This window comes from Pseudomonas sp. SID14000, from assembly GCF_002165135.1.
Taxonomy (GTDB): Bacteria; Pseudomonadota; Gammaproteobacteria; order Pseudomonadales; family Pseudomonadaceae; genus Aquipseudomonas.
Genome location: NZ_NFZQ01000001.1, coordinates 237,694 through 261,660, shown reverse-complemented (window position 1 = coordinate 261,660; position 23,967 = coordinate 237,694). Strand labels below are relative to the sequence as shown.

The 23,967-nt window shown below is 63.9% G+C and carries 21 protein-coding genes; 16 read left to right on the top strand and 5 right to left on the bottom strand.

Annotated features, from left to right (window positions below; all coding sequences use genetic code 11):
• Nucleotides 1-301: 301 nt before the first annotated feature.
• Genes asd through CAY82_RS01225 form a run of 3 tightly spaced genes read right to left on the bottom strand, consistent with a single transcriptional unit; the run spans nucleotide 302 to nucleotide 3,564 of the window.
• On the bottom strand, nucleotides 302-1,165 hold the full coding sequence (gene asd / locus CAY82_RS01235) for an archaetidylserine decarboxylase (RefSeq protein WP_087499592.1): 864 nt from the start codon (nucleotides 1,163-1,165) through the stop codon (nucleotides 302-304).
• Between the two features lie 9 nt (nucleotides 1,166-1,174).
• A complete protein-coding gene (locus CAY82_RS01230) occupies nucleotides 1,175-1,984 on the bottom strand; it encodes a rhodanese-like domain-containing protein (RefSeq protein WP_087499591.1) in 810 nt (269 codons plus the stop codon).
• A gap of 44 nt (nucleotides 1,985-2,028) precedes the next feature.
• A complete protein-coding gene (locus CAY82_RS01225; protein WP_087499590.1) occupies nucleotides 2,029-3,564 on the bottom strand; it encodes an HDOD domain-containing protein in 1,536 nt (511 codons plus the stop codon).
• A 130-nt stretch (nucleotides 3,565-3,694) separates the two neighbouring features.
• Between CAY82_RS01225 and motA the strand changes: the two genes are divergently transcribed.
• Nucleotides 3,695-4,546: a flagellar motor stator protein MotA gene (gene motA / locus CAY82_RS01220; RefSeq protein ID WP_015272014.1), complete on the top strand. Its 852-nt coding sequence runs from the start codon at nucleotides 3,695-3,697 to the stop codon at nucleotides 4,544-4,546.
• Between the two features lie 3 nt (nucleotides 4,547-4,549).
• Nucleotides 4,550-5,563, top strand: a complete 1,014-nt coding sequence (gene motB, locus CAY82_RS01215) for a flagellar motor protein MotB (protein ID WP_087499589.1) — start codon at nucleotides 4,550-4,552, stop codon at nucleotides 5,561-5,563.
• A gap of 180 nt (nucleotides 5,564-5,743) precedes the next feature.
• Here motB and rsgA read toward each other — a convergent pair whose 3' ends face one another.
• Entirely contained in the window at nucleotides 5,744-6,775 is a 1,032-nt protein-coding gene (gene rsgA, locus CAY82_RS01210; protein ID WP_046613339.1) for a small ribosomal subunit biogenesis GTPase RsgA, read from the bottom strand.
• Nucleotides 6,776-6,920: 145 nt separating this feature from the next.
• On the opposite strand from rsgA, the gene orn reads away from it, so the two are divergent.
• Together orn and CAY82_RS01200 are read left to right on the top strand one after the other, a co-directional pair.
• Complete coding sequence (gene orn, locus CAY82_RS01205; protein WP_087499588.1) at nucleotides 6,921-7,463, top strand: oligoribonuclease; 543 nt, start codon at nucleotides 6,921-6,923, stop codon at nucleotides 7,461-7,463.
• A gap of 100 nt (nucleotides 7,464-7,563) precedes the next feature.
• Entirely contained in the window at nucleotides 7,564-8,175 is a 612-nt protein-coding gene (locus CAY82_RS01200) for a trimeric intracellular cation channel family protein (protein WP_087499587.1), read from the top strand.
• A gap of 30 nt (nucleotides 8,176-8,205) precedes the next feature.
• Here the strand turns inward: CAY82_RS01200 and queG are convergent, their stop codons facing one another.
• The gene (queG, locus tag CAY82_RS01195) at nucleotides 8,206-9,270 is read right to left on the bottom strand and encodes a tRNA epoxyqueuosine(34) reductase QueG (protein WP_087499586.1); all 1,065 of its coding nucleotides are present in this window, start codon (nucleotides 9,268-9,270) and stop codon (nucleotides 8,206-8,208) included.
• Nucleotides 9,271-9,335: 65 nt separating this feature from the next.
• Between queG and CAY82_RS01190 the strand changes: the two genes are divergently transcribed.
• The 12 genes from CAY82_RS01190 (at nucleotide 9,336) to CAY82_RS01135 (ending at nucleotide 23,858) form a co-directional block, all read left to right on the top strand.
• Nucleotides 9,336-10,196 carry an NAD(P)H-hydrate dehydratase gene (locus tag CAY82_RS01190; protein ID WP_087499585.1) on the top strand — a complete coding sequence of 287 codons (861 nt, stop codon included), beginning with the start codon at nucleotides 9,336-9,338 and terminating at the stop codon, nucleotides 10,194-10,196.
• Complete coding sequence (tsaE, locus tag CAY82_RS01185; RefSeq protein WP_087499584.1) at nucleotides 10,184-10,657, top strand: tRNA (adenosine(37)-N6)-threonylcarbamoyltransferase complex ATPase subunit type 1 TsaE; 474 nt, start codon at nucleotides 10,184-10,186, stop codon at nucleotides 10,655-10,657. The genes CAY82_RS01190 and tsaE overlap by 13 nt, the downstream gene beginning before the upstream one ends.
• Before the next feature lie 11 nt (nucleotides 10,658-10,668).
• The gene (locus tag CAY82_RS01180; protein WP_087499583.1) at nucleotides 10,669-12,105 is read left to right on the top strand and encodes an N-acetylmuramoyl-L-alanine amidase; all 1,437 of its coding nucleotides are present in this window, start codon (nucleotides 10,669-10,671) and stop codon (nucleotides 12,103-12,105) included.
• Nucleotides 12,102-14,000 (top strand): DNA mismatch repair endonuclease MutL, encoded by a 1,899-nt coding sequence (gene mutL, locus CAY82_RS01175; protein ID WP_087499582.1) that lies wholly within the window; start codon nucleotides 12,102-12,104, stop codon nucleotides 13,998-14,000. The genes CAY82_RS01180 and mutL overlap by 4 nt, the downstream gene beginning before the upstream one ends.
• A 1-nt stretch (nucleotide 14,001) precedes the next feature.
• Complete coding sequence (gene miaA / locus CAY82_RS01170; RefSeq protein ID WP_013974436.1) at nucleotides 14,002-14,973, top strand: tRNA (adenosine(37)-N6)-dimethylallyltransferase MiaA; 972 nt, start codon at nucleotides 14,002-14,004, stop codon at nucleotides 14,971-14,973.
• A 94-nt stretch (nucleotides 14,974-15,067) separates the two neighbouring features.
• Nucleotides 15,068-15,328, top strand: coding sequence for an RNA chaperone Hfq (gene hfq, locus CAY82_RS01165; protein WP_003258160.1), 261 nt, complete (start codon nucleotides 15,068-15,070; stop codon nucleotides 15,326-15,328).
• Between the two features lie 12 nt (nucleotides 15,329-15,340).
• Nucleotides 15,341-16,642, top strand: coding sequence for a ribosome rescue GTPase HflX (gene hflX, locus CAY82_RS01160; protein WP_087499581.1), 1,302 nt, complete (start codon nucleotides 15,341-15,343; stop codon nucleotides 16,640-16,642).
• Between the two features lie 96 nt (nucleotides 16,643-16,738).
• Nucleotides 16,739-17,920 (top strand): FtsH protease activity modulator HflK, encoded by a 1,182-nt coding sequence (gene hflK, locus CAY82_RS01155; protein WP_087499580.1) that lies wholly within the window; start codon nucleotides 16,739-16,741, stop codon nucleotides 17,918-17,920.
• On the top strand, nucleotides 17,920-18,789 hold the full coding sequence (hflC, locus tag CAY82_RS01150) for a protease modulator HflC (protein ID WP_087499579.1): 870 nt from the start codon (nucleotides 17,920-17,922) through the stop codon (nucleotides 18,787-18,789). Before hflK ends, hflC begins: the two co-directional genes overlap by 1 nt.
• 301 nt (nucleotides 18,790-19,090) lie before the next feature.
• Nucleotides 19,091-20,278, top strand: coding sequence for an ATP phosphoribosyltransferase regulatory subunit (locus tag CAY82_RS01145; RefSeq protein ID WP_013974431.1), 1,188 nt, complete (start codon nucleotides 19,091-19,093; stop codon nucleotides 20,276-20,278).
• 56 nt (nucleotides 20,279-20,334) lie between these two features.
• Nucleotides 20,335-21,627, top strand: coding sequence for an adenylosuccinate synthase (locus tag CAY82_RS01140; RefSeq protein WP_063911922.1), 1,293 nt, complete (start codon nucleotides 20,335-20,337; stop codon nucleotides 21,625-21,627).
• Between the two features lie 296 nt (nucleotides 21,628-21,923).
• Nucleotides 21,924-23,858, top strand: coding sequence for a methyl-accepting chemotaxis protein (locus CAY82_RS01135; RefSeq protein WP_087499578.1), 1,935 nt, complete (start codon nucleotides 21,924-21,926; stop codon nucleotides 23,856-23,858).
• Nucleotides 23,859-23,967: the final 109 nt, after the last annotated feature.

Sequence of the window (23,967 nt, the reverse complement as noted above, 5' to 3'; positions counted from 1 at the left end):
ATCGAGCGCCGCCCGCGCGGCGCTTCGCGGGACAAGCCCGCTCCCACATTTGTTGCAACGTGCCGAACCTGACAGGCCATGGTTGTCAGCCTTGGGGGGCTGACTGGATTTCTGGGTTGGCATTGCTGCCGCCCCACCTGTCTCAAGTCCTGTACAAAGGCTGACAACGCCTCTCCCACAGGCATGGCCACGTTGCAACAAATGTGGGAGCGGGCTTGTCCCGCGAAGCGCCGCGCGGGCGGCGCTCGATCTCACTGGCGAAGCAAAAATCGCGTCAACCACTTCAAAGCAAAAGCCGCAATCAAGCCTGCACAGGCGCAGCCAACTGCTGCCCCATGCGCACCGCGGAACCAGCACCCAGGTTCTCCGCCCACTTCACCTGTTCCGGCCCGAACAGCACGATAGCAGTCGACCCCAGCTTGAAGCGGCCCAGTTCGGCACCTTTCTCCAGGTGGATCGGCGTGCGGCTGGCTTCGTCGTAACGGAAGGTCTTCAGCTCACGCTTGGGCGGCGTCACCAGGCCGGCCCATACGGTCTCGATCGAAGCGACGATCATCGCGCCAACCAGCACCACGGCCATTGGCCCGCGCTCGGTATCGAACAGGCAGACCACGCGCTCGTTGCGGGCGAACAGCTCGGGGACGTTCTCTGCGGTGGTCTGGTTGACCGAGAACAGGCGGCCCGGCACGTAGACCATTTCACGCAGGGTACCGGCCAGCGGCATGTGCACGCGGTGGTAATCCTTGGGCGACAGGTAGATGGTGGCGAACTCGCCGCCCATGAACGGCGCGGCCATGGCCGGGTCACCGCCCAGCAGTTCCTGCGCGCTGAAACCGTGGCCCTTGGCCTGGAAGATGCGGCCGTGCTCGATCGGGCCAAGCTGGCTGACGGCACCGTCGGCCGGGCACAGGATGGCGCCCGGGGTCTCGTCCAGCGGGCGGGCCCCCGGCTTCAGGGCGCGGGTGAAGAATGCATTGAAGTGCTCGTAGGCGCTCAGGTCCTCGACCAGCGCTTCGTTCATGTTGACCTGGTAGCGCTTGGCGAACCAGGCGGTGAAGGCGTTCTTGAACCAGCGCACGCGGCACTCGGCGATGCAGCCGGCCAGCCGCGACAGCAGGTGGTGCGGCAGCAGGTACTGGCTGATGATGAACAAACGGGATTTCATGCAGGTTCCTTAGACTTCTACAGGCGTGTCCGGGTGGTTGCCCCATTCGCTCCACGAGCCGGCGTAGGCCTTGACGCGTGGGTAGCCGAGGGCCTTGGCCACCAGGTAGGTGAAACCGGAGCGGCGGTGGGTCTGGCAGTGGGTGATCACTTCCTTGTCGGGGGTGATGCCCAGGTTCTGCAGGACTTCGGCGATGTCCTGGCGGATGCGCAGGTGGTCGTTGAGGTCCATGCCGGCGGTCCACTCGAAGTTGATCGCGCCGGGGATGTGGCCGCCCTTGGCAGCCAGCACTTTCTCGCCGCTGAATTCCTGCGGCCCACGGGCGTCCCAGATGACCAGGTCGTCGGCGCCCAGGCGGCTTTGCAGGTACTCGCGGGTGGCGGTTGGCGAAGTGTCGATGCGCAGGTGCACCGGCGTGTTGCCGCTGGCGGGCACTTCTGTGGAGAGCTTGTCGGCGGGCCAGGCCTGGATGCCGCCATTGAGGTAGTGGTAACGCTTGTGGCCGATCACGTCGAGCAGCCAGATGAAGCGCCCGGCCCAGCCGCCGCCTTCATCGTCATACACCACATACACGGCATCGTCGCGGTGGCCGAGTTCGCTGAACAGTTTTTCCAGCTCGCCCAGGGCCGGCAGCAGGCCGGGCGCGGGGGGCTGGCCGAGCTGGGTACGCTTGCCTTCGACGAAGTGTGCGCCGGGGATATGCCCGCTGACATAGCGGTTGGCGCTACTCAGGTCGACCAGGATCAGCTGTGGCGAATCCAGGCGTGGCAGCAGGTCCGCGGCTTCGATCACCAGGGGCAGGCCGGAAAAGTCAGTCATCCACGGTCTCCAGAGTGGAAAGAGGGGCGATTGTAGCGCAAGGCTCAGGCCTTGCGGTTGGCGAACACCGACAGTGCCCGCTCGGTACATTGTGCGGTCTTGCCGAAGGCTTGCACGCTGATATCGGCCATTGGTCGGCAGCCTTGGTCAGCCACCATCAGCATCAGCACCTGGTCGTTCACCGCCAGCGAGCGCAGCAGCACGTGCTCGCTGCGGAACAAGGCACGTAGCGGCGCCGGCAACAGGGCCGAGAACTGGCTGTGGTTTTCCGGGGTGATGCGCAATTGCCCGGCCTGGGCCAGCAGCTTTTGCAGCAGTCTATTCTGCGATACCTGCAGGGCCAGGGCTCCGGCCTCCTTGGGCAGGCCGGCGAGTTGCTGCACACGCAGGTAGTCGCTGGCCTTGTCCAGGCTCAGCAGCAGGATGCGCTGCATGCCGCAGGCCAGCAGGGCCTCGAGGGCCTGGGTGGCCAGGTGCACGGTGTTGGTGAACGGGCTGGGCTGGGCCAGCAGGTGCTGGCACAGCTTGCGCCAGCGCGCCAGGTCGTCACTGCTGGGCGGTGGCGGTGCCAGCATGTCCGGGTGCGGGCGACGCTGGTGCCAGGGCCAGATCAGCGCTTCGGCCGGGTGGAACAGGGCATGCTGGGCATGGCGGCGGGCGCTGGCCGCGGCTTGCTGGTGCACCTGCTGCTGCACGTCTTCCAGAGAGGTCTGCAGGTACAGCGCGGTCAGCAGTTGCCAGCGCAGCAGGTGTGGGTTGTCCCAGCCCACCTGTGCCGCCAGGGCCAGGTTGTTGGCCAGCAGCACGGTGTTGGCCGGCTGGTTGAACCAGCGGCGCAGGCCGGGTTCGGCATCCAGGCGATGTTGCTGGCTGAGCAGGTCCTGGTCGCGGGCGATATTGAGCACTTGGGCCAGTTGTTCGCGTTCTTCCAGCAGCAGGCGGTAACCCTGGGTCACCCATTGTGGCAGGCGCCAGTACTCCGCCATGGTCTGGCACAGCGCCATGATGCGCACGCCAAACAGCTCTTCCTCGACATGGGCGGCGTCTTCGCCCTTGTGGATAACCCGCAGTTCCCAGGTATCGAGCAGCTTGGGGTAGGCCAGCGCCAGCGGCCAAAGTGGCGACAGGAACAGCAGGCTGCCCCAGTGGATTTCCTGCCACAGCCGTGCCAGGCGGCTGGCGAACAGGCCGCTGGCCTGCTGCGAGGCATGCTGGCTGATCAACTGGAACTGGCATAGTACCGGCGGGATCTCTTCGACGGGCACCGCAGGCAGGCGCTTGAGCAGTTGTTCGCTGCGCTCCAGGCCCAGGCGGTTGAGGGCGATTTCCAGGCTTTCGGCAGGCTCGGCCAGGCTGGCATTGGTGGGGTGATTGGCTTCCCGCATCACCGACAGCACCAGTGCCGGGCTATCCTGCATCAGTTCGGCGATATCGCGCAGCGAGCGGCGGTTATCGTGGATGGCGGCCATGACCCGGTCGTAGCTGTGCTTCGGCACGGGGATGCGAACGCTCTCGAGCAGCTTTACCCAGGCCTCTAGCGTACGTGGAGCCTGAGCGGGCACCTTGGTTTCAATTGGCATTTTGACATCAGTCCGAACTGGCTTTTCGCAATGAGTGGCTATAGTCTGGCGCAGTTCTGCCGATAAGTAGAAGAAGAGTTTTAAAGCTTCCGCCTCTTCCCCTGACCACGACAGCAAGTGCTTTGAACCTATGGCTAAAATTATCGGCATCATTGTCGTATTCGCGAGCGTGCTCGGCGGATACGTACTCTCCCATGGCAAGATCGCGGCGCTGATCCAGCCGTTCGAGGTACTGATCATCGGCGGTGCGGCCTTTGGTGCATTCCTGCAGGCCAACCCTGGCCACATGACCATGCATGTCATCAAGAAGTCGATGAAGATGTTCGGCTCGCGCTTCACTCACGCCTTCTACCTTGAAGTGCTGGGCCTGGTGTACGAGATCCTCAACAAGAGCCGTCGTGAAGGCATGATGGCCATCGAGGCCGACATCGAGGACGCCGCCGCCAGCCCGATCTTCGCCAAGTACCCGACGGTGCTGGCCGATGAGCGCATGACCGCGTTCGTTTGCGACTACCTGCGCATCATGTCCACCGGCAACATGGCCCCGCACGAACTCGAGGGCCTGTTCGACATGGAACTGCTAAGCATGAAGGAAGAGCTGGAACACCCTTCCCATGCGGTAACCGGCATCGCCGACGGCATGCCCGGCTTCGGTATCGTCGCGGCGGTACTGGGTATCGTGGTGACCATGGCCTCGCTCGGTGATGGTGACCAGGCTTCCATCGGCCTCCATGTGGGTGCGGCACTGGTGGGTACCTTCTTCGGTATTCTGGCGGCCTACGGCTTTTTTGGCCCGTTGGCCAAGTGCCTGGAGCACGATGCCAAGGAAGAGCTGAACCTCTACGAATCGATCAAGGCTTCGCTGGTGGCCTCGGCCTCGGGCATGCCGCCCTCACTGGCGGTCGAGTTCGGGCGCAAGGTGCTGTACCCCAAGCACCGCCCAAGCTTCGCCGAACTGGAACAAGCGGTTCGCGGTCGCTGAGTCATGGAGAACAATCAGCCCATCATCGTCAAGCGCGTCAAGCGCTTTGGCGGCGGCCACCACGGCGGCGCCTGGAAAATCGCCTTCGCCGACTTCGCCACGGCGATGATGGCGTTCTTCCTGGTGCTGTGGCTGTTGTCCACGGCCACGCCGGAACAGAAGATCGCCATTGCCGGCTATTTCAAGGACCCGATCGGCTTCTCGGAAAGCGGCACGCCCTATGTCATCGACCTGGGCGGCTCGCCTCAGTTGGCGCCGGAAAAGACCATCAACCCTGAAGCCAAGTCGGAGCCGACGCCTGATACCAGCATCCAGCTGGACAAGGACCAGGTGGAGACCATGGCCGAGCAGGTCGAGCGTGAGCGCCTGGAGTTGCTGCTGCAGGAACTGCAGAACAAGGTGGAAGAGAACCCGCAACTGCAGAAGTTCAAGGACCAGATCCTGTTCGAGATCACTCAGGACGGCCTGCGCATCCAGATCATGGACGCCGAGAACCGGCCGATGTTCGACATTGGCAGCGCGCGCCTTCAGCCGTACTTCGAGGACATCCTGCTGGCCATGGCCGACACCATCAAGGCGGTGCCGAACAAGATCAGCATCAGCGGCCACACCGACGCCAAGCCGTATGCCGGCACTGGCGAGTTCGGCAACTGGGAGCTGTCGGCCAACCGTGCCAACGCCGCGCGCCGTGCGCTGGTGGCCGGTGGTTATCCGGATGGCCAGGTGGCACGGGTGGTGGGTTACGCCTCGTCGTCGCTGTTCGACCGCAAGGACCCGTTCAACCCGGTCAACCGCCGCATCGACATCATCGTGCTGACCAAGAAGGCCCAGCGCAATATCGAAGGCGAGCAGGGCGCACCAGAAGCACCGGCTGCCGAGCCTGCGCCGCCGGCCGCTGCGGCACCGGCGGCGCCAGGGGAAGCCGGGCAGGCCCCCATGCAGCCGCGTGAACTGCGCCAGAAGCTGAACATCTTCGAAGAGGGGACGCTGAAGATGGATGAGGCCAAGGACCAGTAGGTTCTTGGCGCGTCCTGCACGGTCCTTGTAGGAGCGGCCTTGTGTCGCGATAGGGCCGCAGAGCGGCCCCGGCAATCTTTGCAAAAAAGCAGAAATCCGGGGGCCGCCTTGCGGCCCGATCGCGACACAAGGCCGCTCCTACAGGCGCGTGCTGCAGCTGAGCCTCGCGCCCCTAGGGGGTCAGTAAGCGTCTTCCGGCAAACTGGCAATGATCGAGCGGTAGCTGTTCATCCGTTGCTGCTTGATACGCCCCTCGTCCAGCGCCTTGAGCAGTGCACAGCCCGGTTCGCGATCATGCTTGCAGTCGCGGAAGCGGCAGGTGCCGAACAGGTCGCGGAACTCGATGAAACCATCCTCCACATCACTGCGGCTGACGTGACCCAGGCCGAACTCGCGGATACCCGGTGAGTCGATCAGGTCCCCGCCGTTAGGGAAGTGATACAGCCGTGCGGTGGTGGTGGTATGGGTACCCTGGCCAGACCATTCCGACAGGTCGCCGACACGGGTGCCGGCATCTGGCAGCAGGCTGTTGACCAGCGACGACTTGCCCACCCCCGATTGCCCGACGAACACGCTGATGTGGCCGTCGAGCATCTGCTGCAGGCGTTGCATGCCGTCACCGTGGTGTGCCGAGACCTCCAGTAGCGGGTAGCCCAGCTCGCGGTAAACCTCCAGCAGCGCATGCAGGCCCGGGCCGTTCTCGTCGTTGATCAGGTCGGCCTTGTTCAGCAGCAGCAGCGGGCGAATGCCGGCGTGTTCCGCCGCTACCAGGTAACGGTCGATCAGGTTCGGGTGCGGTTCGGGAGCAGGGGCGAAGACGATCACGATCAGGTCGACGTTGGCCGCGACCGGCTTCAGTTGGCCATGGTTGTTCGGCCGACACAGCTCGGTGCTGCGCGGCATCTGCGCGACGATCACGCCAATGCCCTGGTTGCCCGCCCGCCATACCACGCGGTCGCCGGTAACCAGCGCCGGCAGGTTGGCGCGCAAGTGGCAGCGGAACACCTGGCCCGCGGCTTCGCCGTCCTGGGCTTCCACTTCTACCTGCACACCGAAGTGCGCAATCACCAGGCCTAACTGCTCCGGCCCCAGGTCGCCACCCTCCAGTTCCTGCAGCACGTGCTGTTCGCGTTTGGCCGCACGCGCGGCGCGCTCGTTCTGGATTTTTTCGATGCGCCAGTTCTGGCGGCGATTGAGCTGGCGTTTGGCCATGAAGGTTCCGTGCGTGGAGGGGCAGGTTGAAAACGGCAGGCAGTTTAGCACGCCAGGCGGCGAACCATTTCGCTTACCTTCGAGCCGTGAATGGGCGTGCCTTGGCCACTACGCTACTATGACGGCCTATACGAGGAGCCCCTGCATGCAAAACCCACAGAACCTGATCTGGATCGACCTGGAAATGACCGGCCTGGATCCGGACAGCGACGTCATCATCGAGATGGCCACCATCGTCACTGACAGCGAGCTGAACACCCTGGCCGAAGGGCCCGTGATCGCCATCCACCACAGTGACGAAGTGTTGGCGCGCATGGATGAGTGGAACACCCGCACCCATGGCGCTTCGGGCCTGACCCAGCGCGTACGCGAGAGCAAGGTCGGCATGGCCGAAGCCGAGGCGCAGACCATTGCCTTCCTCGAGCAGTGGGTGCCGAAAGGCAAGTCGCCGATCTGCGGCAACAGCATTTGCCAGGACCGCCGCTTCCTCTACCGGCACATGCGCAACCTGGAAAACTACTTCCACTATCGCAATCTGGATGTATCGACCCTGAAGGAGCTGGCTGCACGCTGGGCACCAACCGTGCGTGACAGCTTCAAGAAGGGCAATACCCACCTGGCGCTGGACGACATACGCGAATCGATTGCCGAACTGCGTCACTATCGCGAGCACTTCATCAAGGTGTGAGCCGAAAGGGCGCAGATATTCTATCTGCGCCCCCTTTTGGTGCCATGGGCAACTGGTTAGACTGCGCGCCTTTCTCGCCCGCCCGCACGGACCCTGCACCATGTTGTTGATGCTCTATCTCATCGCCATCACCGCCGAAGCCATGACCGGCGCGTTGTCTGCCGGCCGCCGCGGCATGGACTGGTTCGGCGTGGTGCTGATTGCCTGCGTCACTGCCCTGGGTGGTGGTTCGGTACGCGACGTGCTGCTCGGGCATTACCCGCTGACCTGGGTGAAGCACCCGGAGTACCTGGTGCTGACCAGCTGTGCGGCGCTGCTGACCATTTTCATCGCACCGATGATGCGCCGCCTGCGCTCTCTGTTCCTGGTGCTCGATGCCTTGGGGCTGGTGGCCTTTACCCTGATTGGCTGCATGACCGCACTGGAGATGGGGCAGGGCATGCTGGTGGCGTCGATCAGCGGAGTGATCACAGGGGTATTTGGCGGGATCTTGCGGGATATCTTCTGCAACGACATTCCCTTGGTGTTCCGCCGCGAGCTGTATGCCAGCGTGTCGTTCGCCGCGGCGTGGTTCTATCTGGGGTGCGTGTACTTCAAGCTACCGGCAGAGCAGGCGATGCTGCTGACCTTGTTTGGCGGGTTCCTGTTGCGGTTGCTGGCGATCCGGTTCCATTGGGAAATGCCCAAGTTCCACTACAACGACCAGCAGTAGCCTTGACATGCGCTCCCACAGGGGGTGTGGCTACGAAATGCCGTGCTGCGCCAGCGCCCACTCCACATGCTCGCGCACCAGCTCCGAGGCATCCTCGCGCCGCGCCTTCAGCGCTTCGATCACCGGGATCGTCGAAGGCGCATTGCCAAGCCCCACCGCCAGGTTGCGCAACCAGCGCTCATACCCGGCCCGACGCAATGGCCCGCCTTCGGTCTTGCGCAGGAAGGTCCTTTCATCCCACAAGAACATCTCTGCCAACTCGGCATTCTCCAGCCCGTGGCGTGGCTGGAAGTCCTGTTCCTGGCTGTGCCTGGCAAAGCGGTTCCACGGGCAGACGATCTGGCAGTCATCGCAACCGAACACCCGGTTGCCCATCTTCGAACGCAACTCGACGGGGATCGGCCCCCGCAGTTCGATGGTCAGGTACGAGATGCAACGCCGCGCATCCAGCACATAGGGCCCGACGAACGCCTGGGTCGGGCAGATGTCCAGGCAGGCCTGGCAACGCCCGCAATGTTCGCTGGTGGTGGCTTCGTCCACCGGTAGCGGCAGGTCGACGAACAGTTCAGCGAGGAAGAAGTAGCTGCCCGCCTTGCGGTTGAGCAGCAGGGTGTTCTTGCCGATCCAGCCCAGACCGGCCTGCTCGGCCAAGGCCTTTTCCAGCACCGGAGCGCTGTCGACGAAGGCGCGGTAACCGAACGGGCCGATGGCTTCCTGAATGCGATCGGCCAGGAACTGCACGCGTTTGCGTACCAGCTTGTGGTAATCCCGGCCCAGGGCGTAGCGCGACACGTAGGCCTTTTCCGGCTGTGCCAAGCGCTGCGCCATCTGGGTGTCGCCGGGCAGATAGTCCATGCGCAGCGATACCACGCGCACCGTGCCGGGGATCAGTTGTTCCGGGTGCGCGCGCTTGCTGCCGTGGGCGCCCAGGTAATCCATCTCCCCTTGGTAGCCGGCGTCGAGCCAGCGCTGCAGATGGTTTTCGTGTTCGCCAAGGTCGACCCCGGCGATGCCGACATGGGCAAAACCGAGTTCTTGGCCCCAAATCTTGATCGATTGGGCCAGTTGGGCGAGGTCAGGCGTACAGACGGACATGGATGGGCAAGGCAATACGGGCTCAGGTGCGTATAATTCTGCCAGACATTGGAGCCTTTGACCCCATGCCGCAGACCAAACACCTCAGCCATACCCCACAACTGCTCAGCAGCGTGACTGTCGCGCGCCTGCCTGCACGGCATGCGCATGCCCATAAAGGTGACTTCGGCCATGTGCTGGTGGTCGGAGGCGATCTCGGTACCGGTGGCGCCGTGCTGCTCAGTGCCGAAGCCGCCCTGCGCTGTGGCGCCGGGCTGGTCAGCGTGGCGACCCGGCCTGAGCACGTGGCCGCCAGCCTGGCGCGCCTGCCCGAGGTCATGTGCCTGGGCACCAGTTCGGCCAACCAGCTGATGGGCGTGCTGGAGCGTGCCTCGGTGCTGGTGGTCGGCCCCGGCCTGGGCCAGGCGGCCTGGGGCCGCAGCCTGCTGTCGGCAGTGGCCAATGCCAAGCGCCCGCAGGTGTGGGACGCCGATGCCCTGAACTTGCTGGCGCGCATGCCGCTGGCCCTGCCCAGTGGCAGCATCCTTACCCCGCACCCGGGGGAGGCGGCGCGGCTGCTGGGCATTTCCACCGAGGCGGTGCAGGCGGACCGCCCGGGCGCCGCACGCAAGTTGGCGCGCCGTTACAACAGCGTCTGCGTACTCAAGGGGGCCGGCACTCTGGTAGCCGACCCGGCCGGGCAGCTGCTGCTGTGCGAACGTGGCCACCCGGCCATGGCTGGTGCCGGCCTGGGCGATGTGCTGACCGGTGTGCTGGCGGCGTTGCTGGCACAGGGGCTGGATGCATGGCATGCCGCGGGGCTGGGGGTATGGCTGCACGCCTGTGCTGGCGAGCGTCTGGGCGTTAAAGGTAGAGGCCTGGCTGCCAGCGATCTGGCGCCGGTCATTCGAGAGTTGTTGGAGGAGCATTCTGCGTGTCTGGCTTAAACCTGTTTCTGGCCGATGAAGCGGCCACGGTCGCCTTCGGCGCAAAAATGGCAGAGGTGACCGGTGGTCACGGCGTGATTTTCCTGGAAGGTGACCTGGGGGCGGGCAAAACCACGCTTTCGCGTGGCCTGATTCGTGGCCTGGGCCATACTGGTGCAGTGAAAAGTCCTACCTTCACCGTGGTCGAACCCTATGAAATTGGTGAGGTCCGAGCTTTTCACTTCGACCTGTATCGCCTGGTCGATCCGGAGGAGCTTGAGTTCATGGGCATTCGTGACTATTTCGAGGGTGACCCGCTGTGCCTGTTCGAATGGCCACAAAAGGGTGCGGGCGTTTTGCCAAAGCCTGACCTGACCATTACCATAAGCCCCCAAGCGGGCGGACGCTCGCTGAACCTGTCGCCGCAGGGGGCTCGCGGCGAGGCCTGGTGCGTGGCACTGGCCGAACACTATAAACAGTAAGTGGGGTAGGTATGCGCATACGCGCACTGGTCGCCATCGTTGGGCTGCTGCTGACAACGGTGACCGTTGACGCTCTGGCCGTCACTCAAGTCAAGAGCATGCGCCTGTGGCGCGCGCCCGACAACACGCGGCTGGTCTTCGACCTGTCTGGCCCCGTGCAGCACAGCGTCTTCACCCTGAGCGCACCAGATCGCCTGGTTATCGACATCAATGGCGCGACCTTGGCCGCGCCACTGAACGTGGCCACCTCCAATACGCCGATCAGCAGCGTGCGTTCGGCCCAGCGCACCCCGACCGACCTGCGCGTGGTGGTCGACCTGAAAAAGTCGGTTACCCCAAAAAGCTTCACCCTGGCACCCAATGCCCAGTACGGCAACCGCCTGGTGGTCGACCTGTACGACCAGGAAGCCGACGCCGTCGCGGCCAGCGCGCCGCCTGCGGCACCGGTACCAACGCCTGCAACCACGCCTGCAACCACACCGGCGGTGCCGGTGACCCCGGCCCAGCCCGCCATCAAGCTGCCGCCGGTACCCAGCGGCAAGCGTGACATCGTGGTTGCCATCGACGCCGGCCACGGCGGCGAAGACCCGGGGGCGTCCGGCTCGCGTGGCCAGCATGAAAAAGACATCGTGCTGCAGATCGCCAAGGAACTGCAGCGTCAGATCAACAGCGAAAAAGGCTTCCGGGCCGAACTGACCCGTACCGGCGATTACTTCATCCCGCTGCGCAAGCGCACGGAAATCGCCCGTAAGAAGGGGGCCGACCTGTTCATCTCGATCCACGCCGACGCCGCGCCGTCCCGTGCCGCCTTTGGCGCCTCGGTATTCGCCCTGTCCGATCGCGGCGCCACCTCCGAGACCGCGCGCTGGCTGGCCGACACGGAAAACCGTTCCGACCTGATCGGTGGTGCCGGTAACGTCAGCCTCGACGACAAGGACCGCATGCTGGCGGGGGTGCTGCTTGACCTGTCGATGACCGCTACGCTCAGCTCCAGCCTCAATGTCGGGCAAAAGGTGCTGGGCAACATGGGCCGCATTACCTCGCTGCACAAGCAGCGGGTGGAGCAGGCCGGCTTCATGGTGCTGAAGTCGCCTGATATTCCGTCGATCCTCGTTGAAACCGGGTTCATCTCGAACAACAACGAAGCCGCCAAGCTGGCCACCGCCAGCCATCAGCAGGCCCTGGCCCGTTCGATCCACACCGGTGTGCGCCAGTACTTCCAGCAGAACCCGCCGCCTGGCACCTACATCGCCTGGCTGCGCGACACCGGCAAGATCGCCGCTGGCCCGCGTGAGCACACGGTGCGCCCTGGCGAGACCCTGGCGATGCTCGCCGTGCGCTACCAGGTCAGCGCGGCCAGCCTGCGCAGCACCAACAGCCTCAAGACCGATGAGCTGAAGGTCGGCCAGCGCCTCGACATTCCTGCTACCACATTGGCCTCGCAATGAGTGGCGGTTCGCGCATCCAGCTGCTCAGCCCGCGGCTGGCCAACCAGATTGCCGCCGGCGAGGTTGTCGAGCGGCCGGCTTCTGTCGCCAAGGAGTTGCTGGAGAACAGCCTGGACTCCGGCGCCCGACGTATCGACGTGGAAGTGGAGCAGGGCGGCGTCAAGCTGCTGCGAGTGCGTGATGATGGCAGCGGCATTTCCGCCGACGACCTGCCGCTGGCCCTGGCCCGCCACGCCACCAGCAAGATCCGCGAGCTGGAGGACCTTGAAGGGGTACTGAGCCTGGGCTTCCGTGGTGAGGCTCTTGCCTCGATCAGCTCGGTGGCGCGCCTGACCCTGACCTCGCGTACCGCCAGCGCAACCGAGGCCTGGCAGGTGGAAACCGAAGGCCGCGACATGACCCCGCGGGTGCAGCCAGCGGCGCACCCGGTGGGGACTTCGGTGGAAGTGCGCGACCTGTTCTTCAATACTCCGGCCCGGCGCAAGTTCCTCAAGGCCGAGAAAACCGAATTCGATCACCTGCAGGAAGTGATCCGGCGCCTGGCGCTGGCGCGCTTCGATGTCGGCTTCCATCTGCGCCACAACGGCAAGAGCATCCTCAGCCTGCACGAGGCCCACGATGAAACTGCCCGTGCGCGGCGGGTAGGCGCCATCTGTGGCCCCGGCTTCATGGAACAGGCGCTGCCGATCGACGTGGAACGCAACGGCCTGCGCCTGTGGGGCTGGGTCGGCCTGCCAACCTTCTCGCGCAGTCAGGCAGACCTGCAGTACTTCTTCGTCAACGGCCGTGCGGTGCGCGACAAGCTGGTCGCCCATGCCGTGCGCCAGGCCTACCGCGATGTGCTGTTCAATGGCCGGCACCCGACCTTCGTGCTGTTCCTGGAGCTGGAGCCCAACGGCGTCGACGTCAACGTGCACCCGACCAAGCACGAAGTGCGTTTCCGCGAGGGGCGCTCGGTTCACGACTTCCTGTATGGCACCCTGCATCGCGCCCTGGCCGATGTACGCCCGGAAGACCAGTTGGCGGCGCCTGCCGCCGTCCCCGAGATGGTCCGCCCCACGGGCCAGCAGGCCGGTGAGTTCGGCCCTCAGGGCGAAATGCGCCTGGCCTCGCCGGTGCTTGAACAGCCGCGTGCCCCGCAGCAGTCGTTTTCCAATGGCGGCAGTGGCGCGGGTTACCAGTACCAGTACACCCCACGCCCCACGCAGCCGTTGCCGGCGGCCGAAGCACAGGCGGTGTATCGCGAGTTCTACAAGCCTTTGGAGGCAGGTACGGCGCCAGCGACGGCGCTGCCCGAAAGCCAGGGTGACATTCCCCCGCTGGGCTACGCGCTGGCGCAGCTCAAGGGCATCTACATCCTGGCCGAGAACGCCATCGGCCTGGTGCTGGTAGACATGCATGCCGCCCATGAACGGATCATGTACGAGCGCCTGAAGGTGGCCATGGCCAGCGAAGGCCTCAGCGGTCAGCCGCTGCTGGTGCCCGAAACCCTGGCCTTGAGCCAGCGCGAAGCAGACTGCGCCGAAGAGCACGCGCAGTGGTTCCAGCGGCTGGGTTTCGAGCTGCAGCGCCTGGGCCCCGAGACCCTGGCGATCCGCCAGATTCCGGCTTTGCTCAAGCAGGCCGAGGCCAACCGACTGGTGCAGGATGTGCTCGCCGACCTGATGGAATACGGCACTAGCGACCGTATCCAGGCGCACCTCAACGAGCTGCTCGGCACCATGGCCTGCCACGGCGCCGTGCGCGCCAACCGGCGCCTGGCCATCCCCGAGATGAACGCCCTGCTGCGTGATATGGAAAACACCGAGCGCAGCGGCCAGTGCAACCATGGTCGCCCCACCTGGACCCAGATGGGCCTGGACGACCTGGACAAACTCTTCCTGCGCGGTCGATGAAATGAGCGGCAAGCCCCCTGCAATATTCCTGATGGGCCCGACGGCGGCCGGCAAGACCGACCTGGCCATCGAACTGACCAAGGTCCTGCCGTGCGAGTTGATCAGCGTCGACTCGGCGCTGGTCTACCGAGGCATGGACATTGGTTCGGCCAAGCCGTCGAAGGAAATCCTCGCCGCTCACCCGCACCGGCTGATCGACATTCGTGACCCGGCCGAGAGCTATTCGGCTGCGCAGTTCCGTGCCGATGCCCTGGAGGCCATGGCCGAGATCACCGCGCGCGGCAAGATCCCGCTGCTGGTGGGCGGCACCATGCTCTATTACAAGGCGTTGATCGATGGCCTGGCCGACATGCCGGCCGCCGATGCCGCGGTGCGTGCCGAGCTCGAAGCCCAGGCTGAGGCGCTGGGCCTGGCCGAGTTGCACCGTCAGTTGGCCGAGGTTGACCCGGAGTCGGCGGCGCGTATTCACCCAAACGACCCGCAGCGGCTGATTCGTGCGCTGGAGGTGTACCGGGTGAGTGGCGAGAGCATGACTGCACATCGCCAGCGTCAATTCGCGGAAAGTCGCGGCGCAGACGCAGGCGCAGGCGGACATTTGCCCTATACTGTCGCGAGTTTGGCGATTGCTCCTACAGATCGTCACATTTTGCATCAGCGAATTGCGTTACGATTTTCACAGATGCTGGAACAGGGCTTCGTCGACGAGGTCCGATCGCTGCGAGCCAGAAGTGACTTGCACGCCGGGCTGCCGTCTATACGGGCAGTGGGGTATCGGCAGGTCTGGGACTACCTCGACGGCAAGCTGACTGAGAATGAGATGCGTGAACGCGGTATCATTGCCACCAGACAGCTGGCCAAGCGGCAGTTCACATGGTTGCGTGGCTGGCCTGAAGTCCACTGGCTTGACAGCCTGGCCTGCGACAATCTGTCCCGCACCTTGAAATACCTTGGGGCCATCTCCATATTGAGCTGAGTCCCTGCTGATTGCCGTCTATTCTTGCGAAGGGGCGGCCTAATTTATCGATTTTCTTGATTTTCTATTATTTATCCTTACAGGAGTGCGGCATATGTCAAAAGGGCATTCGCTACAAGACCCTTACTTGAACACCTTGAGAAAAGAAAAGGTCCCGGTATCCATCTACCTGGTCAACGGCATCAAACTGCAGGGTTCGATCGAGTCGTTCGACCAGTTCGTTGTATTGCTGAAGAACACCGTCAGCCAAATGGTCTACAAGCACGCCATTTCGACCGTGGTTCCTGCCCGTCCGGTTCGCCTGCCAAGCCCGTCCGATTCCGAACACGGCGACAGCGAGCCAGGCAACGCCTGATAGGAGCCTGCATTGTTCTTTGAGCGCCACGGTGGTGGTGAGCGAGCGTTGCTCGTTCACTTGGAAGGTCAGAACCCTGAGGCGCGCGAAGACCCGCAGGAGTTCCAGGAGCTGGCATTGTCGGCTGGTGCCGACATCGTCTCGCTGGTCACGGTGGCAAGGCATCAGCCTTCCGCCAAATACCTGATTGGCAGTGGCAAGGTCGAAGAGTTGCACGACCTGGTCCATGCCGAACAGGTAGACCTGGTGATTTTCAATCACACCCTCACGCCCAGTCAGGAGCGCAACCTCGAACGCGTTTTCGAGTGCCGTGTGCTCGACCGTACCGGGCTGATCCTCGATATCTTCGCTCAACGGGCGCGTACCCATGAAGGCAAGCTGCAGGTCGAACTGGCCCAGCTCGAGCACATGAGCACGCGGCTGGTGCGCGGCTGGACCCACCTTGAACGACAGAAGGGTGGTATCGGCCTGCGCGGCCCGGGTGAAACCCAGCTGGAAACCGACCGCCGCCTGTTGCGGGTGCGCATTCGCCAGATCAAGTCACGGCTGGAGAAGGTGCGCAGCCAGCGCGAGCAGGCGCGCCGCGGGCGCAAGCGCGCGGATATCCCGGCGGTGTCGCTGGTGGGTTATACCAACGCAGGCAAGTCCACACTGTTCAACGCCCTGACCGAATCCGAGGTGTATGCCGCGGACCAGTTGTTCGCCACCCTTGACCCGACCCTGCGCCGGCTCGAGCTGAACGACCTGGGACCGATCGTGCTGGCCGATACCGTGGGCTTCATTCGCCACTTGCCGCACAAGCTGGTCGAGGCATTTCGGGCTACGCTCGAAGAGTCGAGCAACTCCGACTTGTTGCTGCATGTGATTGACGCCCATGAGCCAGAGCGCATGGAGCAGATCGAGCAGGTGCTGGCGGTGTTGGGCGAGATTGGTGCCGAAGGGTTGCCGATCCTCGAGGTGTATAACAAACTCGACTTGCTCGAAGATGTCGAGCCGCAGATCCAGCGCAATGCCGATGGCAAGCCGGAACGGGTCTGGGTATCGGCACGCGATGGGCGTGGCCTGGAGCTGGTCGGCCAGGCGATTGCCGAGTTGCTGGGGGATGATCTGTTTGTCGGTACCCTGTGTCTGGAGCAGCGTTTTGCCCGCTTGCGCGCGCAATTCTTTGCCCTGGGTGCCGTGCAGAGTGAAGAGCATGATGAAGAAGGGCGCAGCCTGCTGAGCGTGCGACTGCCCATGGTAGAACTTAATCGCCTGGTCAGCCGTGAAGGCATGGAGCCGCAAGTGTTTGTCGAGCAACACACTTTGCAATAAATGCTCGTCGACGTCGCCGGGCAGCAGTGACAGGCATTCTGTAGCATTGGACGGCGCGCCGTGGGCGCGTCTTTGCTTTATCAGATGGAGAGCGCTATGGCTTGGAACGAGCCGGGTGGCAACTCGAACAATCAGGATCCCTGGGGCGGCCGCCGTAATGGTGGTGGCGGCGGTGGTGACAAGAAAGGTCCGCCGGATCTGGACGAGGCCTTCCGCAAATTGCAGGACAGCCTGAACGGCATGTTCGGCAGCGGCAAGAAACGTGGCGGCGGTGACCGCAATATCGGCAAGGGCGGTGGCCTTGGTCTGCTGGGCATCGGCCTGGCGGTACTGGCTGCGATCTGGCTGTACAGCGCCGTGTACGTGGTCGACGAGCAGGAGCAGGCCGTTGTGCTGCGCTTTGGCAAGTACTATGAGACGGTCGGTCCCGGCCTGAACATCTACTTCCCGCCGATCGATCGCAAGTACATGGAGAACGTCACGCGCGAGCGTGCCTACACCAAGCAGGGCCAGATGCTGACCGAAGACGAGAACATCGTCGAGGTACCGCTGACCGTCCAGTACAAGATCAGCAACCTGCAGGACTTCGTGCTCAACGTCGACCAGCCTGAGATCAGCTTGCAGCACGCGACCGAAAGTGCCCTGCGCCACGTGGTGGGTTCCACCTCGATGGACCAGGTGTTGACCGAAGGCCGTGAGCAGATGGCCGTGGATATCCGTGAACGCCTGCAGCGTTTCCTTGACACCTACCGTACCGGTATCAGTGTTACCCAGGTCAACGTACAGAGCGCGGCAGCCCCGCGTGAAGTGCAGGAAGCCTTCGACGACGTGATCCGTGCCCGCGAAGATGAGCAGCGTGCCCGCAACCAGGCCGAGTCCTACGCCAATGGCGTGGTGCCGGAGGCCCGTGGTCAGGCGCAGCGCATCATCGAGGACGCCAACGGTTACCGCGACGAAGTCATCGCCCGCGCCAAGGGTGAGGCCGACCGCTTCACCAAGCTGCTCGGCGAGTACCGCAAGGCACCTGACGTGACCCGCCAGCGTCTCTATCTGGAGACCATGCAAGAGGTCTACAGCAATTCGAGCAAGGTCATGGTGGCAACCAAGGACGGGCAGAACAACCTGCTCTACCTGCCGCTGGACAAGATGGTCGAAGGCAGCCGCAACCCGTCCGCGCCGGCCACTAGCGTGTCGCCATCGGTCAACGATGCGGCCGCCCGTGCGGCGCAGGACCTGCAACAGCAACAGCAGCCACTGCGTACTAGGGAGAGCCGCTGATGAGCAATAGATCGCTGATCGCCCTGATCGCCGCCGTGGTCCTGGCCATCGTGGCCTGGAACAGCTTCTACATTGTGTCCCAGACCGAGCGTGCGGTACTGCTGCGCTTCGGTAAGGTGGTCCAGGCGGATGTCCAGCCGGGCATGCACGTGAAGATTCCGTACGTGAACCAGGTGCGCAAGTTCGACGCCCGCCTGATGACCCTCGACGCTCCGACCCAGCGGTTCCTGACCCTGGAGAAGAAAGCGGTGATGGTCGATGCCTACGCCAAGTGGCGCGTCAAGGACGCCGAACGCTTCTACACCGCCACGTCCGGCATGAAGCAGATCGCCGACGAGCGTCTGTCGCGTCGTCTGGAAAGCGGCCTGCGTGACCAGTTCGGTAAACGTACCCTTCACGAGGTGGTTTCCGGTGAACGTGACGCGCTGATGGCTGACATCACTGCATCGCTGAACCGCATGGCTGCCAAGGAACTGGGTATCGAGGTGGTCGACGTGCGCGTCAAGGCCATCGACCTGCCGAAGGAAGTCAACCGCAGCGTGTTCGACCGCATGAGCACCGAGCGTGAGCGTGAAGCCCGCGAGCACCGCGCCAAGGGTAACGAGCTGGCTGAAGGTATCCGTGCCGATGCCGACCGTCAGCGCCGCGTATTGCTGGCTGAGGCCTATCGCGAAGCAGAGGAAACACGCGGTGACGGCGACGCCCAGGCGGCCGCCATCTACGCCAAGGCCTACACCCAGGACGCTGATTTCTATGCGTTCTACCGTAGCCTGCTGGCCTACCGCGAGAGCTTCTCGAGCAAGAGCGACGTGCTGGTCCTGGACCCGAAGAACGAGTTCTTCCGCTTCCTGGACAAGAGCAGGCCGTGATGCTCAGGCCCTGACTTTCATGCAGCGGCGCCCCGCCTGGCAGCTAAAACACCAGGCGGGGTGCATCCTGAATGAAAAGGGGTGTATGATGAGGCAGCCGGGAAATTTCCCGGCTTTTTTGCGTCTGCAAGGTTGATTGGCAAACCGCCAGTTGACGGTGTGGTCAGGTCGCAAGGCAATTCGAGGGTGTCGGGTACGGTGGCTGCGCTGGGATCAGTGCTGCCTGCTGCTGTGCGCGATACCGGCTTTACTGACGGCTCGCCTGCTGGCAAGCCGCCCGGACCAGAGGGGAAATGGCGTAATGGCAACGGTAGACCGCTGGCTGCTGCCAGATGGCATCGAGGAAGTACTGCCACCTGAGGCTGCGCGCATCGAAATCGCGCGCCGCCAGGTGTTGGACCTGTTCCAGAGTTGGGGCTACGAACTGGTCGTCACCCCGCATATCGAGTACCTGGAATCGCTGCTCACCGGCGCCGGCCAGGACCTGGATCAGCGCACCTTCAAAGTGGTGGACCCGCAGTCCGGCCGCCTGATGGGCTTCCGCGCCGACTTCACCCCGCAGGTGGCGCGCATCGACGCCCATACCCTGCGCCGTGAAGGCCCGAGCCGCCTGTGCTATGCCGGCAGCGTGCTGCACGCTCAGCCGCGTGCCCTGTCCACCTCGCGCAGCCCGATCCAGCTGGGTGCCGAGCTGTACGGCGATGCCAGCCCCACCAGCGATGTCGAAGTCATCAGCCTGATGCTCGCCACGCTGCAGCTGACCGATGTGCCGGATGTGCACATGGACCTCGGTCATGTCGGTATCTACCGCGGCCTGGCCCGTGCTGCCGGCCTGTCCGGTGCGGTCGAGCAGCAGCTGTTCGATGCGCTTCAGCGCAAGGCCGTGGATGAAGTGCAGGTGCTGACCGCCGATCTGCCGAAGGACCTGGGCAACATGCTGCGTGCGCTGGTCGAACTGTGCGGTGGCCGCGAAGTGCTGGCCGAAGCTCGCGTGCGTCTGGGCCGTGCCCCGGCCAGCGTGCTGGCGGCGCTGGACGACCTGCTGGCGATCGCCGATCGCCTGGCATCGCGCTTCCCCGACCTGCCGCTGTACTTCGACCTCGGCGAGCTGCGCGGTTACCACTATCACACTGGCGTGGTGTTCGCCGTGTTCGTGCCGGGTGAAGGTCAATCGATCGCCCAGGGCGGGCGCTATGACGACATCGGCGCCGACTTTGGCCGGGCCCGCCCGGCCACCGGTTTTTCCACGGATTTGAAGACCCTGGTCACACTGGGGCGAGCGGAGGTCGTATTGCCAACTGGCGGCATCTGGATGCCGGACAGTGGCGATGCGGCCCTCTGGCAGCAAGTCTGCCAGTTGCGCAACGAGGGCCAGCGTGTGGTCCAGGCCCTGCCTGGCCAGCCGTTGAGTGCTGCTCTCGAGGCGGATTGTGATCGGCAATTGATTCAGCAAGACGGGCGCTGGCAGGTTCTGCCGCTGGCCCAGTGAGTTTCTGCGCCGGCAGTAGGCCGGCAACCAAGTTTGCGTGAATGAGGACCAATGTAATGGGTAAGAATGTCGTCGTCCTGGGCACCCAGTGGGGTGATGAGGGCAAAGGCAAGATCGTCGATCTGCTGACTGAACATGCTGCCGCCGTAGTGCGCTACCAGGGTGGCCACAACGCGGGTCACACCCTGGTGATCAACGGTGAAAAGACCGTTCTGCACCTGATTCCGTCCGGTATCCTGCGTGAAGGCGTACAGTGCCTGATCGGCAACGGCGTGGTCGTTGCCCCGGATGCCCTGATGCGTGAAATCACCAAGCTGGAAGAGAAGGGCGTACCGGTGCGCGAGCGCCTGCGCATCAGCCCTGCTGCGCCGCTGATCCTGTCGTACCACGTTGCCCTGGACCAGGCCCGCGAAAAAGCCCGTGGCGAAGCCAAGATCGGCACCACCGGCCGTGGTATCGGCCCGGCCTACGAAGACAAGGTCGCACGCCGCGGCCTGCGCGTGGGCGACCTGTTCCACCGTGAGCGTTTCGCCGCCAAGCTGGGTGAGCTGCTGGACTACCACAACTTCCAGCTGGTGAACTACTACAAAGAGCCGGCCATCGACTTCCAGCAGACCCTGGACGAATGCATGGCCTACGCCGAACAGCTCAAGCCGATGATGCTCGACGTCACCGCTGAACTGCACAACCTGCGTCGTGCCGGCAAGGACATCATGTTCGAAGGTGCCCAGGGCTCGCTGCTGGACATCGACCACGGCACCTACCCGTACGTCACCAGCTCCAACACCACCGCTGGCGGTATCTCCACCGGTTCTGGCGTTGGCCCGATGTACCTGGACTACATCCTGGGTATCACCAAGGCCTATACCACTCGCGTAGGTTCCGGTCCGTTCCCGACCGAACTGTTCGACGAGACTGGCGCTACCCTGGCCAAGCGTGGCCATGAGTTCGGCTCCACCACCGGCCGCGCCCGCCGTTGCGGCTGGTTCGATGCCGTGATCCTGCGTCGCGCCATCGACGTCAACAGCATTTCGGGCATCTGCCTGACCAAGCTGGACGTACTGGATGGCCTGGAAACCATCAACATCTGCGTCGGCTACAAGAACGAGAACGGTGCCGTCATCGACGCGCCTTCCGATGCCGACAGCTACATCGGCCTGGAGCCGGTGTACGAAGAGATGCCAGGCTGGAGCGAGTCGACCCTGGGCGTGAAAACCCTGGAAGAACTGCCAGCCAACGCTCGCGCCTACATCAAGCGCATCGAAGCGCTGATTGGCGCACCGATCGACATCATCTCCACCGGCCCGGACCGCAACGAGACCATCGTGCTGCGTCATCCGTTCGCCTGATCCGCCTTCCTGGCTGATCTGACGCCGCGGCCCTGAAAGGGGCTGCGGCGTTTTCATTTGTGGGGTATGCCTGTCCCGGCCCTTTCGCGGGTAAACCCGCTCCCACAGGAACTGCACAATCCTCAGGACCTGCGCGGTCCATGTGGGAGCGGGTTCACCCGCGAAGAGGCCCGTGCGGGCAACCTCATTGCTAGACCTTGGCGCATTTCCCTGCTGCCATCGGCACAACCCTTGCTGTAAGAAGTTTCTGAAGATGCCATCAAAATAGTGGCGCCAGAAAACACGAGGGTTACACCGTGTCTGCCATCCTCTCATTGTTACGAAGCCGCCTTTTGCGGCCTGTGTTTGTTGCCCTTGGTATCGCTCTTTTGGTGCAGGTGGTGGTGGCCGTTGCGCTCACCCGCAGCACGGTCACGGCCCTTGAGGCCGAACTGGGCGAACGCCTGGGTAGCGATAGCCGCGAACTCGCCAGTGACCTGGAGCAAGCCGGGCAAGATGTCCGCTCGGGCCTCGACAGCCTTTCCAGCAGCACCCGCCAGCGTCTGAGCGCAGGTTTGTCGGCGCGCCTGCAAAGTGAGCAGCAGCAACTGCGCAGCACGCTGGAGAAGAACCTCAAGGACTCCGCCAACGACATGGCCGAGTTGCTGGCTTCGGTCGCCCCGCGGGCGATCTGGGACAACGACGTGCCGGTGCTCTCCGACTTCGCACGGCGCGCCCAGCGCAACCCCAACGTGTTGTTCGTGGTTTACGACGATGCCCAGGGCCAGCACCTGACCCGCTACCTGAACCGGCAAAACCCGATCAACAAGGCACTGATGGACAAGGGCCAGGGCGAGCGTGCGCTGGACAAGGTGATCGACGCTGCCCGGCGTGACCCGGCGGTGTACTTCGTCGAGGCCTCGATCAACCCCAATGGTGCGGAAATCGGCAAGGTGGTGATGGGTGTTTCCACTGCTGGCATCGACCAGGAACTCAAGGCCCTCGACCAGCGCTTCGCCGCCCTGATCGCCAGCGGCGAGCAACTGGTCGGCGACAGCCTGGTCGGTGCTGCGGCCGAGAGTGGCAAGACCCTGCGCGAGCGCCTGGAGAAGGCGCAGGGTAGTGCCGTCTCGATGCAGGCCAATACTGCACAAACCGTGCGTGATGCCGCTGCCGAACTGCGTTGGCGTATCGGCCTGGGCCTGGTGCTGGTCGGCCTGGGTGTGCTGCTGGTGGTAGCCGTGGTGCTTGGCCGTCGGGTGTTGAGCAAGCTGCGCCTGCTGATTGCCGCCCTCGACGACCTGGCGGCTGGCGAAGGCGACCTGACCAAGCGCGTACCTCTCGACAGCCGCGACGAAATTGGCGACATGGCTTCGGCGGTGAACCGCTTTGTAGACAAGCTGCAACCCATCGTGCGCGAGGCGGGCGAGGTGGCGCAGCGCACCGGCGTGGAGATTGGCGCAATGGCACAGCGCAATGCCGGCGCCGATGCTGCTGCTGCGCTGCAACGCGATGAAGTGGCAGCCAGCCTGCGTGACCTGTCGAGCATGGCCGACGAGGCCCAGGCTGAAAGCCACGCGATGCAGGCAGCCCTGCAGCAGGTGGTGGATATCCGCCAGGCCACTGACGAGAACAGCCGCACCTCCACCCAGCTTGCCGGTTTAATCGAGAACCTCGCCGGGCAGGTGGAGACCGGCTCCCAGGTGATCGAGCGTCTGGCCAAGCAGAGCGAGCAGATTGAAGTGGTGCTGACGGTTATTCACGGCATCGCCGAGCAGACCAATCTACTGGCCTTGAACGCCGCGATCGAAGCCGCCCGTGCTGGCGAAACCGGGCGCGGGTTTGCTGTGGTGGCCGATGAGGTGCGGGCGCTGGCGAGCAAGACGCAAAGCTCCACGGGGGACATCCAGGCGCATATCGCTGCGTTGCAGAAGGGGGCCAAAGAAGCTGTGGCCACCATCAGCCAGGCCGGTCTCAAGGCCAGCGAAGGGCTGCTGGTGCTGCGTGACAACGAACGCCGCCAGCAGTCGGTGCAGGCAGCGGTGGAGCAGGTGCACGCAGCCATCGGCCTGGCCACTCGCGCGGCCGAACAGCAGGCGAGCGGGGCGCAGGCAGTGCGTGGACGGGTGGAAACCATACACGCCCAGGCTGAGCGCTCGGCCGAGGTGGTGATGCAGACAACGGCCAGTAGCAAGGTGCTGGATGACCTGGCGGCACAGCTGCGTGCCAGCCTGGGCCAATTCAGAGCTTGATCATGTAGGCGCGCTTTTGTGTAGGTGCCTTTTGAGAAAGCGTCTGGGCTGGGAGGTTTTCGCCATAGTATTTTCAGCGCCTATGAGATCGAGCGCCGCCCGCGCGGCG